The sequence below is a fragment of the Acinetobacter sp. S4397-1 genome (assembly GCF_024129285.1).
In the GTDB taxonomy this organism is placed as follows: Bacteria; Pseudomonadota; Gammaproteobacteria; order Pseudomonadales; family Moraxellaceae; genus Acinetobacter; species Acinetobacter lwoffii_C.
Genome location: NZ_JAMXXZ010000002.1, coordinates 179,664 through 193,540, shown reverse-complemented (window position 1 = coordinate 193,540; position 13,877 = coordinate 179,664). Strand labels below are relative to the sequence as shown.

General features: G+C 44.6%; 13 protein-coding genes. 6 read left to right on the top strand and 7 right to left on the bottom strand.

The window, feature by feature from the left end; translation table 11 throughout:
- Positions 1 to 105: 105 nt before the first annotated feature.
- Positions 106 to 1,404, bottom strand: a complete 1,299-nt coding sequence (locus NI467_RS02210; protein ID WP_253150665.1) for an AarF/ABC1/UbiB kinase family protein — start codon at positions 1,402 to 1,404, stop codon at positions 106 to 108.
- Positions 1,405 to 1,462: 58 nt separating this feature from the next.
- Positions 1,463 to 2,233: a HesA/MoeB/ThiF family protein gene (locus NI467_RS02205; RefSeq protein WP_253150732.1), complete on the bottom strand. Its 771-nt coding sequence runs from the start codon at positions 2,231 to 2,233 to the stop codon at positions 1,463 to 1,465.
- Positions 2,234 to 2,651: 418 nt separating this feature from the next.
- On the opposite strand from NI467_RS02205, the gene NI467_RS02200 reads away from it, so the two are divergent.
- Positions 2,652 to 3,164: a pyridoxamine 5'-phosphate oxidase family protein gene (locus NI467_RS02200; RefSeq protein ID WP_151207711.1), complete on the top strand. Its 513-nt coding sequence runs from the start codon at positions 2,652 to 2,654 to the stop codon at positions 3,162 to 3,164.
- 192 nt (positions 3,165 to 3,356) lie between these two features.
- On the opposite strand, the gene NI467_RS02195 is transcribed toward NI467_RS02200, so the two are convergent.
- The 3 genes from NI467_RS02195 to NI467_RS02185 all read right to left on the bottom strand — a co-directional run bounded on the left by NI467_RS02195 (position 3,357) and on the right by NI467_RS02185 (position 7,262).
- Positions 3,357 to 5,003 (bottom strand): AMP-binding protein, encoded by a 1,647-nt coding sequence (locus NI467_RS02195; protein ID WP_253150663.1) that lies wholly within the window; start codon positions 5,001 to 5,003, stop codon positions 3,357 to 3,359.
- A 253-nt stretch (positions 5,004 to 5,256) separates the two neighbouring features.
- Entirely contained in the window at positions 5,257 to 6,393 is a 1,137-nt protein-coding gene (locus NI467_RS02190; protein WP_151207707.1) for an acyl-CoA dehydrogenase family protein, read from the bottom strand.
- Between the two features lie 98 nt (positions 6,394 to 6,491).
- Positions 6,492 to 7,262 carry a 3-hydroxyacyl-CoA dehydrogenase gene (locus tag NI467_RS02185; RefSeq protein WP_253150659.1) on the bottom strand — a complete coding sequence of 257 codons (771 nt, stop codon included), beginning with the start codon at positions 7,260 to 7,262 and terminating at the stop codon, positions 6,492 to 6,494.
- 137 nt (positions 7,263 to 7,399) lie between these two features.
- Between NI467_RS02185 and NI467_RS02180 the strand changes: the two genes are divergently transcribed.
- Together NI467_RS02180 and NI467_RS02175 are read left to right on the top strand one after the other, a co-directional pair.
- Positions 7,400 to 8,422 (top strand): AraC family transcriptional regulator, encoded by a 1,023-nt coding sequence (locus NI467_RS02180; RefSeq protein ID WP_253150658.1) that lies wholly within the window; start codon positions 7,400 to 7,402, stop codon positions 8,420 to 8,422.
- Between the two features lie 227 nt (positions 8,423 to 8,649).
- Positions 8,650 to 9,003: a hypothetical protein gene (locus NI467_RS02175; protein ID WP_174659708.1), complete on the top strand. Its 354-nt coding sequence runs from the start codon at positions 8,650 to 8,652 to the stop codon at positions 9,001 to 9,003.
- A 322-nt stretch (positions 9,004 to 9,325) separates the two neighbouring features.
- On the opposite strand, the gene prmC is transcribed toward NI467_RS02175, so the two are convergent.
- Both prmC and prfA read right to left on the bottom strand, forming a co-directional pair.
- Positions 9,326 to 10,144, bottom strand: coding sequence for a peptide chain release factor N(5)-glutamine methyltransferase (prmC, locus tag NI467_RS02170; RefSeq protein WP_253150657.1), 819 nt, complete (start codon positions 10,142 to 10,144; stop codon positions 9,326 to 9,328).
- A complete protein-coding gene (gene prfA, locus NI467_RS02165) occupies positions 10,144 to 11,232 on the bottom strand; it encodes a peptide chain release factor 1 (RefSeq protein WP_151208117.1) in 1,089 nt (362 codons plus the stop codon). The genes prmC and prfA overlap by 1 nt, the downstream gene beginning before the upstream one ends.
- A gap of 341 nt (positions 11,233 to 11,573) precedes the next feature.
- Here prfA and NI467_RS02160 point away from each other — a divergent pair, with 341 nt between their 5' ends.
- The 3 genes from NI467_RS02160 to NI467_RS02150 all read left to right on the top strand — a co-directional run bounded on the left by NI467_RS02160 (position 11,574) and on the right by NI467_RS02150 (position 13,844).
- Positions 11,574 to 12,008 (top strand): glycine zipper domain-containing protein, encoded by a 435-nt coding sequence (locus tag NI467_RS02160; RefSeq protein WP_253150656.1) that lies wholly within the window; start codon positions 11,574 to 11,576, stop codon positions 12,006 to 12,008.
- 194 nt (positions 12,009 to 12,202) lie between these two features.
- A complete protein-coding gene (locus tag NI467_RS02155) occupies positions 12,203 to 12,697 on the top strand; it encodes a hypothetical protein (protein ID WP_253150655.1) in 495 nt (164 codons plus the stop codon).
- A gap of 142 nt (positions 12,698 to 12,839) precedes the next feature.
- A complete protein-coding gene (locus tag NI467_RS02150; RefSeq protein WP_253150654.1) occupies positions 12,840 to 13,844 on the top strand; it encodes an LLM class flavin-dependent oxidoreductase in 1,005 nt (334 codons plus the stop codon).
- Positions 13,845 to 13,877 lie beyond the last annotated feature (33 nt).

The window sequence follows — 13,877 nt, the reverse complement described above, 5'->3', positions numbered from 1 at the left end:
AGGATATTGATAAGTCAACTCCCCAAAGCCCTCCTTGAATAAAAAAGAACTTTTGGAGGGAATCCTTCCCTTACTTGAATGAAAGGAAGGATGAGCGGGATTTAATTAATGCTTTAACAGCAGATTAGGATCCATATCCTGCACCATTTGCAGACGCTGGTCGGCATAAATATCGGTATACGGTGCAAGAATTCGCATAAAGCGATCAAAATACAGCATTTGCTTGAATAACAGGGCAAAATCACGTGGGAAACGAATACCATGACGTTCACCGACGGCCACCATATCCATCATGATGTCATTCAGATCAGCAGGATTTGAACTCAGTAGCTCCTGAGGATCAGACATCAGTACACCGCTAAATAAACGTTCAAGATCGGCTGCCAGAACTGTGGTGTCAATCTCGACCGCAGTCATGCCCATTTTCAGCATGTTCTCTGCCATCAACCCATAATTGGTGTGTTGCAAAGCCTCCATAAAGGCCATACATGCAGTCCAGACTTCTGGCTTCAATTGCCCCACAATACCAAAATCAATAAAACCGATCCGGCCATCTTCCAACAACATCAGGTTACCGGCATGCAAGTCCGCATGGAAGCTGTTACACATCATCAAGCTGCCAAACCAGGTGTTCATTGCAGTAATTAACACCTGTGATGGATCTTTAGAAATTTTCTTGACCACTTCAAAGTCTGTCAATGACACCCCATAGAGACGCTCCATGGTTAAGACCCGACGGGTAGAATATTGATGATAAACCTTAGGTGCTGTTGCTGCCTGATTATTGGTCACATTGAGATAGTTGACAAAATCATCCAGATTTTGCGCTTCCTCGATAAAATCAACTTCACGTACCATGCGGGTTTTAATTTCTTCCACAATATCGGCCAGAGACGCAAATTTAACTTTAGGTACAGCTTTTTCCAGCAGCTTGGTGGCCCAGTGCAGCACATTCAGGTCAGTGTAAAGAATGGTTTCCACACCAGGCTTTTGCACTTTAATCACAACATTTTCGCCAGACACCAGCTTGGCAGCATGAACTTGCGCAATAGAAGCAGACGCTAGCGGCGTTTCATCAATTGAAGCGAAAATTTCATCCAGATTACGATCAGCAAACTCAGAGGCTAAGACTTGCTGTATATAACTAAAGGGCAAAGTCGGTGTTTGATCCAGACAGCCTTGAAACTCTTCTACATATTCACGCGGAAACAGCGAAGGTGTGCTGGCAATAAACTGCCCGAGCTTGATATAAGTCGAACCTAAAGATTCAAAAGTTTCACGCATGAGTTTGGCATTGCTCGGCTTTTCAGTTGCATATTTAATGCCCGCCTTTGCTGCAACGACCGCAGTTTCTCCCATACGGGCCACTGAACGAAGTCCATCTAACCAGATATTGTTTTTCATAATGTCTTAGGAAAAATTAATTACACGCAGTGTAGCAAAAAAAATAAATTTTGCAGGCTTATCTTGCCTGACAAACCGGGCAATCTGTATCTTTTTGGAAACTTAAAATTCGCTGTTTGAAATTGAGCCCATCCCACAGCAGAAACTTCTGTCTCAATGGCATTTTTCCTAAGCCTAAGTAAAGCAAAGCATGGTGGGCCTGCAAACTGGCCATGACATTGGGTGTGGTGGCCAACACACCTGAATCCGCACAGCGCAAGCTTTCATCCGCCTGATTTTCTGGAGGAAACAGACAGGCATAACAGGCGGAATCTCCTTCAAGCATAAATAACTGCCCCTGAAATCCAATGGCAGAGGCACTTAATAAGGGCACATTTAATTTTACACAGCTTTGATTCACCAGATAACGCGTTGCAAACTGGTCACAACCATCCAGCACCAAGTCCTGATGCTGGATGAGAGCAGTCGCATTTTCAGTCGTTAAAGCCTGATTAATAGATTCAACCCGTACATGCGGATTAATCTGTCTCAATCTTTTAGCCAGGATTTCTGCTTTATAGAAACCCAGATCTTCAGGTGTAAAAGCCAGCTGACGTTGCAGATTACTCATCTCAATCGTATCTGGGTCAATCAGGGTGATTTTACCCACACCAGCCCGCGCCAACAGTTCTGCCAGCACACAACCGATCCCGCCACACCCCACAATACAGACATTTGAGAATTTCAGTCGTTCCTGTGCTTCAATATCCCAGCCCTCTAATAAAATCTGACGGCTATACAGGTGCAATTCGGCATCTGTCAATTCAAGTTCCGGGGAGATAGCATCCATCGTGAATGTAGACAACGTCTTTCCTTGTTCCAAAATGTTTAAAAAGCGCTTACCCAAAAATTACCTTTATAGAAATATGGAAATGTCATACCAATAAGAATGTGATCAATGTCACAGCGCTTCAATAGCGATTTAATAAAGGAGAATGCAACTGGGCGTCAAATAGCATATCAGCTTAACCCGCAGCATCAAGTAGAAATCATTTGAATGCTGCCTTTATTCATGGCGCTTATTTTGCCTATTCTGTTGAACGAACTTTAATAGATAGCACTCTTTTGAGTGCTTCTGTATTCACACTCTGTATTTCAGTTTGAAAATGTATAAGTTCAGTGAGACCTTCTGCCTGCTCCTATAAATCAGATTAAGCTGTTTAGTAGTCACCCAGAAAACCCCATCTAAAACAGAAGGAAGAATTTGTATGACCGAATCTTATTCAGAACATAATGATCGTGAAAAATTATGGGAATTGATTAAAGGTGTTCGTTTTACCATGATCAGCCATCAGACCGAGACTCAAGAAATCCACTCTCAGCCCATGACAATGCTGAATTTTGAGGGAATGAATGAAAACCAGAACTTATATTTCATTATGAAAGATACCAATGATATTGTGCAGGCCATCACTACAGGACGCCATCATTTAGGCCTGTCATTTGCCAAGCCTTCGGATGATACTTATGTGTCTATCAGTGCGCATGGTGAAATCAGTACCGATCGTGCACTCATTGAAAAATTATGGAATCCGTGGGCGGAAAACTGGTTTGACGGCAAGGATGATCCTAGTATTCGTGTTCTGGTGGCCAAAGCCTTCAGTGCAGAATACTGGAATATTACCGACAATAAAGTGACGCATTTACTTAAAGTACTCAAAGGTAATGTGACTGGAAAACCAGAAAAGCCAGATGCAGAACATGCGAAAATAAACTTATAATTTTTAAACCTTTCTCTCCTTTTAGCCTCTTTTTAAAAGGGGCTAATTTTTTGATAAACTTAAATTCCCCAGAAAAATGAAATGACATTGTAATGACAAAAAGCAGTTATTGAGTTTAATCAGTTTTAGACCTCACCAAATCAAATCCGACAAAAAAAGGCCGCAACCGCGACCTTAAGATAAGTAAAATTATTAACTGACCTGTTGAATGTCCTGAGTTTTTGCAATTTCTTGTTGCTTGAGCAGGTTGCGTTGAATTTTACCGCTTGAGGTTTTTGGTAAATCCTTCACAAACTCTATTTCTTTGGGATAAGCATGCTTGGACAGTCGTGAACGTACATAGTGCTGAAGTTTGAGCCTCAGCTCTTCACTGGCCAAGCACTGTGGCTTTAATACCACAAAGGCTTTCACAATTTCGGTACGCTCCGGATCAGGCTTGCCAATCACAGCAGATTCCAGCACTTCTTCACATTCAAGCAAGGTGCTTTCCACATCAAAAGGTCCCACCCGATACCCTGAAGTTGTAATAACATCGTCAGCACGTCCGATAAAATCAACCCCGCCATATTCATTTAGTTTGACCGTATCACCAGTTAAATAATACTGGCCGGCAAAAGCCTTCCGGTTATGACCGCCATAGCCTTCAAACCACATCAGCGGTGAAGCAGCACAATCCATCGCCAAAGTACCAATACCACCTTTTCCTACTTCCTGAAGGTCATTATTAAGCACTGCAAAACGATGCCCAGGAATCGCAAAACCGGCTGAACCAATTTTCTTGTGATGATCCAGTGCATGATGATTGGCGATCACCATTCCTAGCTCAGTCTGTCCATACTGGTCGTGGATATTTACTCCCAGTTCATGGTTAAACCATTGAATGACTTCTGGAGTTAAAGGTTCACCTGCACTACTGACCACACGTAAATATGAACTGATTTCAGCATCAAATTTTTCTTTAAAACCAAAGAACATCCGGAATGCTGTTGGTGAGCCGGTTAAATTATTGACCTGATATTTTTTAATAATCTCAACTGCATGGTCTACACTAAAAGCACGTTCATCCATAATAATGCTATGCCCCAGACTCAATGGGCCGGCAATGCCATAATACAAACCATAAGCCCAACCGGGATCGGCCAGATTCCAGAATGAGTCTTCTTCACGCAAATCTACGGCGTGCAACATATAACCTTTAAAGGCCAGCAGAGCTTTTAAAGGCACAGGTACGGATTTCGCCAGACCAGTCGTACCTGAGGTAAACATCATCAGAAAAATATCACTTAAACCGCCCTGAACCGTGTCAAACTCGGTAGGATGCTTTTTAAGCTCAGCCCAGAAATCAGCATCTCGAGCCGCATTTTCTGAACTTGGTTGCACCGTTAAAATATGGGGAATATCTAGCCCGTTCAGTTTTGGACGCTGTTCATGGTTAGCAACAATCAGTCGAGTGTGAGCCGTATTAATACGATGCTCAATCGCCTTACTCTCAAAAGCCGTAAATAAAGGCTGATAAATAGCACCAATACGCCAGGTGGCAAGAATAGTGATCAGTAATTCAGGAGTACGCGGAAGCAGACCAGCAATGCAGTCACCTGCCTGCAAACCGAGTGCTGTCATATAGTGGGCAAGCTGTGCTGAAGCATCTGCCAGCTGTTCAAAGCTCCAATGCTGTGTTGTGCCATTTTTACCTTCCCAGATCAGCGCAGTCCGGTTCTGGCCCAGATAGCGTCCGCAACATTCTGTATAAGCATTGAGAGCCTCCGGCGTTCCTGCCAGCTGTTGTTGAACCATCATGTCAAAATCAAATTCGCGATATGCTTGTTCTAGTGTCTTCATCCCGACAACCTCTATTTCTGTTGTATGTTCAGACGATGTGTCTGTGTCCGTTGTAGTTGTTGTTATCTCTACTGCCTGCGAAGTCCATTACAGGCAGGTTAAAAGCTGCTTTAGCTTCAGAGCATGTGTTGCTGTCCTTGTAGCGAGTGGCTTTTCGATTGAATCAATAATTCACCATGCTTTATCACCTTCTACAATTTCCATATCCCTCAATAGGCCTGCAGGATTTGAACAGTCCTCTTCATCCTGCGCCTTAGATTTTGCTGACCTCCCGGGCGATCACCAGACGCTGAATATCTGAAGCCCCTTCATAAATCTGGCTGACGCGTACATCCCGATAAATACGTTCTACGGGGAAATCCGACACATAGCCATATCCGCCATGAATCTGAATGGCATCAGAGCAGACCCGCTCTGCAATCGTCGAAGCAAACAGTTTGGCCATAGAGGCTTCTTTCAAGCATGCTAAACCGGCATCTTTCAAAGTAGCTGCATGCAAAGTCAGTTGTCGCGCTGCTTCAATCTGGGTCGCCATATCAGCAAGCCGAAAGGCTACTGCCTGATGCTGAACCAGTTCCACCCCAAAAGATTTGCGTTCATTGGCATATTCCACTGCGGCATCCAGCGCAGCTCGTGCCATGCCGACAGACTGTGCTGCAATCCCGATCCGGCCAGATTCTAGATTAGACAAGGCAATTTTGTAGCCCTCACCTTCCTGTCCTAACAGGTTTTGAGCTGGAATCCGGCATTGATCAAAGATAATCGTGGCCGTATCAGAACAATGCTGGCCCATTTTCTCTTCCAGACCTGAAATCAGATAACCCGGCGTATCTGTCGGTACCAGAAAGCATGAAATACCTTTCTTGCCAGCAGATTTATCGGTGACTGCAAACACCAGGGCAATCTGGGCATGTTTGCCAGTGGTAATAAATTGCTTGGTGCCATTGAGTACCCACTCATCTCCATCACGTTCTGCTTTACATTGCAAAGCACTGGCATCTGAGCCAGCCTGTGGTTCAGTCAAACAGAAACAACCCAGCCATTCACCCGAAGCCAGTTTGGTTAAATAGGTCTGCTTTTGTTCTTCTGTGCCATAACGCTGGGTAATGCCACAAGGCAGGGAGTTTTGTACACTGACAATAGTCGAGATAGCTCCGTCTCCGGCGGCAATTTCTTCCAGTGCCAATACCAGAGAAACATAGTCCAGACCTGCACCGCCCCACTGTTCGGCAACGGTCATTCCCAGCGCTCCCAGCTCACCCAGTTCTTTGAGTTCCTGAGCTGGAAATTGGGCCGTTTTATCGCGCAAGGCCGCGGTAGGCTTCAGTTTCTGCTGCGAATAGTTACGCATCATCTCCTGAATCATTTTTTGTTCATCATTTAAAAGCACAGCGTATTTCCTTTACTCATCTTTCTTATTTTTTAATACAGGGTAAATGCCTAAAAAGTCTCTTACCCGGTCTTTTTATGCCCTTTAAGCTCAAATCTTTATTTCTCTGCCATACGAATCGCCCCATCCAGACGAATCACTTCACCATTTAAATAACTATTTTCAAAGATGTGACCGACCAATTGAGCAAATTCCTGAGGTTTGGCCAGACGTGGTGGAAAAGGAACCATCTGCCCCAAGGCATCCTGTACATTCTGTGGCATACCTTTCAACATGGGCGTTTCCATAATGCCCGGTGCAATGGTCATTACACGAATCGCTTCACGCGCCAACTCACGTGCCAAAGGCAAAGTCATGGCAACCACAGCACCTTTAGATGCAGCATAAGCACTTTGACCGATCTGCCCCTCAAAGGCGGCAACTGAAGCCGTATTCACAATTACACCGCGTTCTTCTTCGTCTGATTGCAGTTGATATTTTGCAATTAATGCCGCTGCATGACGCAACATATTAAAGGTGCCAACCACATTGATATTTAATACTTTCTGGAACATAGCAAGCTCGTGAATACCCTTCTTGCCCAGCACCTTCGCTGAAGGTGCGATTCCGGCGCAGTTCACAAGACCATTGAGCTGACCATATTTATTTTCCACCTGAGCAAAAAAGGTTTCTACCGCCTGCTCATCAGTGACATCCAGTTGCACAAATTCCGCCTGTTCGCCCAACTGCTGCGCTAAGGCAATGCCTAGTTCCTGGTTCATATCGACCAGAATCACTTGTGCACCCTGCTCTACCAGATGCGTGGCGGTGGCGGCACCCAGACCTGATGCACCACCTGTAACCACAATGACTTTTCCCTGAACCTTCATTTTAATGTCCTATTAAGATAGTTTGGCAAGCTAAGACTTAATAGGCAGAGTAAACAGAGATTTAATTCTGTACAATTTCCAAATATCGCATCTTGATTGATGGATTTGGACAATAAAAAAGGAAGATTGGACTGGCCATGCATTTACCTGCCTTGAAATATAGTAAGGGAACGATCTCGATTGATCTGGTTCATGAGGCGCTATTAAATGCCAAAGCGCAGCACTATGACATTTCTGTAATTTTAACTAAAGCCGGTATTCCGCTAGAAATTCTTCACTCAGCCAAAGCTCGGGTTTCGGTCGCGCAATATGCCGCCTTGTGGACTGTACTTGCCGACAGCATGAATGATGAATTTTTTGGGATGGATAGCCATCCGATGCGCCGTGGCAGCTTTAAGCTTTTATCTAGAATGCTGTTACAAGCCGACACGCTGGAAAAAGCCCTGCAACAAATCCTGCAATTTTTTAATCTGGTTCTGGACGACCTGCACAGCACCCTCATGGTTCAGGAAAACTTCGCTTATATTCTGATTTATGACCAGAAGCAGACCAAGCGCATGTTTAGCTATGCGACCTATCTAATGCTAATTCATTCTCTCTTATGCTGGTTAAGTGGACAGCGAATTTTGCTGAATCAGATTCAACTCAAGTGCGCTGCACCGCTGGAAGATTTTGATTATAAAGTCCGTTTTTGTGAACAGATTGAATATCAGGCCAGCGAAAATTATATCCAGTTTGATGCAGCCTATTTACATCTGCCGGTGAAGCAGGATCAAAACTCCTGGTATCAATTTATCCAGCGAACGCCCGACAATCTGTTGGTCCGGTTTAAAAACCCTTATGCGCTAAGCACCCAGATTCGCAAACGGCTTTTAACGGTTCCACCCGCCGAATGGCTGGAATTCAATGAACTGGCCCTGAAAATGAATATGTCCGAAGCCACGATGCAACGGCGCCTAAAAAATGAAGGATTTAGTTATCAGCAGCTTAAAAATGAGATTCGACGTGATACCGCAATTGAGCTGTTAACCCGTACCGCCCAAAGTTTGCAAGACATCAGTGAACAATTGAACTTTCAGGAAGTCAGCGCTTTTCATCGGGCTTTTAAAAAATGGACAGGTGTAAGTCCAGGGGCGTATCGGCAAAATATTACTAAATAATTCCTTTAATATAGCTCCAAAAAATCAAATTCGGCTCTAAAAACCCATTTAAGCTCATATTTATCTGATAGTTATATATTTCAAGGCTTATTCTCTTAAATTATCCTACTGCTCAGTCATCTACAAAGCTTTGCATTTCCACCCAATATAGGTTAATTTTCAACCAATTTAAAACATCCCTTTGGGTTATGTTCTCCCTTTTCTCCTTTATTGTTGAAGGTATCTCCATGTTAAAGATGACTGATGTGCTGGGTCAAAACCTTGCTCAAAAATTCTCTCAAGCTTTATCTTCTTCAACTGATCTGCTGACAGAGCAGTTGAATCAAGGAATTTTGAATGCATCGGATGCAGAACTGAAAGACGCAATTTCGCACTTCTTTAACCAGGTGGACGCAACGGAAACAGCGCATGCACTTGAAATTCCGGCAGAGCGTATGCAGGAATTACAGCAAGGCATTGACTTAAAAGATGAAAAATTTTTGACAGATACGATAAAAGTTGTCGCATTATGCTTGGCAATGGAAACCGGCAGCCTCGATCAAGTCGAAATTTATGACTGTCTAGAAGATTATCCGATGTAATTCGTCTAAAGGATTATTCAGAAGCGGTGCCTTCGCATCGCTTTTTGGTTTGAATAATAAAACCAATAGCAAATCACTTATGAAGATAAAGTTGATAGTGTTCATCCTGCCGGAGTAATGATTCAGGGCCATAAAACGAAGGGCGGCCAGCTAAGATACTGGCCAGCTACCGAGCTGTGGCCAGGAAACTCTATATTTGCAAAATCTAGTTTTAAAGCCGGTTCCTGTCTTGATAGAAATGCCCCCTAAAACTCATATTCCAATAAAAAAGCGACTCAGTTCAGCCGCTTTTTTATCAATAAGAACCCGCATGGATGAGTGATTAATGTGGCCACTGCCCCAGTGTTACGCGGTCATTTCCACCATAATCCTTCAGAGTGCGTACCTGCTTATAACCAGCCTGAGTAAACAACTGACGTACTGCCTCCCCCTGATCATAGCCATGTTCCAGTACCACCCAGCCATTCACCGCAAGATGCTTTTTAGCTTGCAGAATGATCATTTCAATATCAGCCAGACCCTGTTTGTCCGCAACCAGCGCACGTTCCGGCTCAGTCGCCAGATCTGGCATATGCTCATCATCGGCATCAATGTACGGCGGGTTAGATACGATCACATCAAAAAACTGGCGGCCTAATGGTTTTAGCCATGAGCCCAGTACAAACTGCACATGATTTAAATCATGCTTTTCAGCATTATATTTGGCGACTTCCAGTGTGGGTTCATAAATATCTGTAGCCGTCACTGCCCACTGAGGACGTTCAGATGCAAGAGATAAGGCAATCGCCCCTGTTCCTGTACCTAAATCGACCAGACGTGTATCTTCTGGCAGCTCCAGTTTCAGGACAGTTTCGACCAGCACTTCTGTATCTGGACGCGGCACTAGAGTATCTGGAGTGACTTTCAGATCCAGTGTCCAGAAAGGCTGCGAACCGGTGACATAGGCCAAAGGCTCACCCGCTGCAATACGTGCCAAACCTTCAATATAAGCCAGCTCCTGTTCTGCTGTCAGCTGCTGCTCTTTCTTCATTATCAAATCAAAAGAATCAACCTTGGTAATGTGCTCTAGCAGCCAGGCATTTTCCTGACGCTCATAACTTTCAGCTTCGCCGCGTAAGGCCAGTGCTTCTAAAATATTCATTAGCCACCATTCTGCTGTGCCAGCATTGCAAGCTGATCAGCCTGATATTCGCGCTGCAAGCTATCGAGCAGCTCGGTCAGATCACCTTCCATCACGGCATCCAGCTTATATAACGTCAGGTTAATGCGGTGATCTGTCATACGGCCTTGCGGATAGTTATAAGTACGGATACGCTCAGAACGGTCACCCGAACCCACCAGGTCACGGCGCATTTCCGAAGTCGCTGCATCAGCCGCAGCACGTTTGGCATTTTCCAGACGTGATGCCAGCAGCGCCATTGCCTTGGCTTTGTTCTTATGCTGTGAACGTTCTTCCTGACATTCCACCACAGTTCCCGTTGGAAGGTGGGTAATACGTACCGCAGAATCCGTTTTGTTCACGTGCTGACCACCGGCACCCGAAGCACGGTAAGTATCAATACGTAAATCTGCCGGATTAATATCCACAGTCGTATCTACATCAATTTCTGGCAGAATTGCCACCGTACAGGCGGAAGTATGTACACGGCCCTGAGACTCGGTCGCGGGTACACGCTGTACCCGGTGCGCGCCACTTTCAAATTTCAAGCGGCCAAAAACACCTTCACCTTTTACAAGGCAAATGACTTCTTTATAACCGCCATGCTCGCCTTCGTTTTCAGAAAGTATCTCGATACGCCAGCCCTGCGTTTCTGCGAATCGACTATACATGCGGAACAAATCGCCCGAGAAAATCGCCGCTTCATCCCCACCCGTTCCGGCACGAATCTCCAGATAAGCCGAGTTTGCATCATTCGGATCTTTCGGAATCATCAGGATATTCAAGTCAGCTTCCAACTGCTCAGTCAGGGCTTTATTTTCCTTGATCTCTTCCTGTGCCATTTCCTTAAAGTCAGGATCGGATAACATTGCTTGCGCAGTTTCAATATCTTCTTCCGCCTGTTTGTATCTGCTCCAGACTTCACTAATCTCGGTCAAGTCATTATGCTCGCGAGACAATTGACGGAAGCGTTTGTTATCTGAAATGACTTCTGCATCAGCCAATAATGCAGTCAGTTCTTCGTGGCGGTCAGAGAGTTGGTCTAATCGTAAACGTAACGATTCTTTCATTTTCTAAAAAATCTCAAACATAGGCTGCAACTAAAACTCATTTAGCACAGCGAAATCAAAAAATTGCGCCTAGTTTAACGATTCTCTGGGTTAATGAACATCATTATTGAGTAAGTCCGCCTAGCAGATTTGTACGATCCTGAGATTTGTTAACCAATATGATCAAAATACTTGTGCTTGGTTTTTTTATAAGCGATTGCATTCTTATTCTTCGCTCATTTTACAATTTGCCCAACAAAGCCAGCAAATATGGAGATTGATCTTCACATTTTTTTACGAATGATTTGTTACATTTTGCGCATCGAAATTAATTATAGTCCTGTAGGGACATGGAGTTGGACATGAAACTCAATGCAATTTTAATGAGTGCAGCACTTGCTGCCGGCTCAATGATGACTGTTAATGCACATGCCGACAGTACTGCACGTGTTGCAGCAGCTAGTGCTTTAGGCAGCGCTGCGGGTACGGCAGTGGGTAAAAATATGGGTGGTAATACAGGTGCGACCATTGGTGCCGTACTGGGCGGTGCAGGTGGCGCTGCAGTCGCGAGCAACAAGCGTAACCGCACCGAATCTGCAATCGGTGGTGCATTGGGTGGTGGCGCAGGCTATACCGTAGGTAAAAACATGGGCGGCACAAATGGCGGTTATATCGGTTCAGCATTAGGTGCTGCTGGTGGTGCAGCACTGGGTAACAAAATTTCTAAGGACAAAGCTGCTGATCGTGCTGCGGAAAAACGCTCTAAACACTGGAAAAAACGTCATCGCCATCACTAAGTTTTAAACCCACGATATTTAACAAGCACCTTCGGGTGCTTTTTTTAGTATGCTTTTTAATACCTTCTAAGATTATGAATAAATAAAGGATAAAACCCATACAGTTTTATAACATTGCCTTCATGCTCACTCAAATTTACTGCCTTAACTTATAAGTTATACAAATTAGATCCAGATATTTTATAGGTGTACTCATGAACTATAAGAATTTAATAATTGCTGTTATTGCAACCTCAGCCATGGGTATGACAGCAGCCAATGCCGGCAATTCAACCAATACTGCTCTTGCTTCTGCTCTGGGTGGAGTGGCCGGTGCTGCCGTAGGCAAACAGCTAGGTGGCCAAACTGGCGCAACCATTGGTTCAGCCATTGGCGGTGGTGCAGGCGCAGCAGTTTCAGCCAATAAACGTGATCGTAATGGTGCAATTATTGGTGGAGCACTGGGTGGTGGTGCCGGTTATGCAGTAGGCAATAACATGGGAGGCAGCAATGGCGGCTTGATTGGTGCATCTTTAGGCTCTGCTGGTGGTTCAGTACTGGGCAAGAAAGTGAGTGAGGACCGCCGCTATGATGACCGTAATGATCGCCGTTATAATTCAAATGGCTATCGCTACAATGATTATCGCTATAACAATCGTCACGATAATGGCCGCCATTTAGGTCATTATAAAAATGGCAAACGCCGTTAATTTATTCTTCTTTTCTGTTTTACCCTTCAAGCATCTTCGGATGCTTTTTTTTATGCTTTTGTATTTATATCGTTTTTTATCGATATACAAAACCGGCCTAAAATCGTATGCTGTCTACAATTATTTTTTATTTGGATTGATCATGCGCACACTCGCAGATATTCAATTTTCTATTCTTGAACTGGTGCCGGTTCGAGACGACAAAAGCATTCAATTTTCCTTGCAACATGCTTTAGAGTTAGCACAGACCGCTGAAAAACTGGGTTATCACCGGATGTGGCTGGCAGAGCATCATAATATGGATGGCATCGCCAGTTCGGCCACGGCTGTTCTCTTAGGCTATTTACTGGCCAACACCCAGACCCTCAAGTTGGGTTCAGGCGGAATTATGCTGCCCAACCATGCACCACTTATAGTAGCTGAACAATTCGGTACTCTGGCTACCTTATATCCGGGGCGCATTGAGCTGGGGCTGGGCCGCGCACCCGGAACAGATCAAATGACTATGCGTGCCCTGCGCCGTGGCCGCCAGGAAACTGAAAATCAGTTCCCTGAGGATGTTATGGAAATTTTGCAATATTTCAAAGAACCTTTACCCAACCAGCGTATTGTTGCAACTCCAGGCCAAAGCACACACGTACCTGTGTGGTTATTAGGTTCGAGCCTGTTTAGTGCACAACTGGCAGCAAAACTCGGTCTACCCTATTCTTTTGCTTCGCACTTTGCCCCACGTATGCTGGGCCAGGCCATTCAATTATATCGTGACAACTTTGAACCCTCTGAATATCTGGACCGCCCTTATGTGTCGATGGGTGTACCCACCTGTGTGGCTGACACAGATGAAGAAGCTCACTATCTGGCCACCAGTGCTTATCAGCGAGTATTGGCGCTGATTCGTGGTCAAAGCCTGAAACTAAAAGCCCCTGTTAATTCGATGGAAGGCCTGTGGTCAGCCCCTGAAAAAATGTCCGTAGATAATTTCTTTGGCATGGCGCAAGTAGGTTCTAAAGCTACGGTAAAACAGGGCCTAGAATTACTCTTGGAAAAATATGAGGTTGATGAGTTTATCTTTACTTGTGATATTTATGATACGGACAAACGCCTGCATAACTTTGATTTGCTCATGCATATCAAGAATGGGCAATAAAACTCCTCAATTAGAAGTTGAAATATTCTGCTC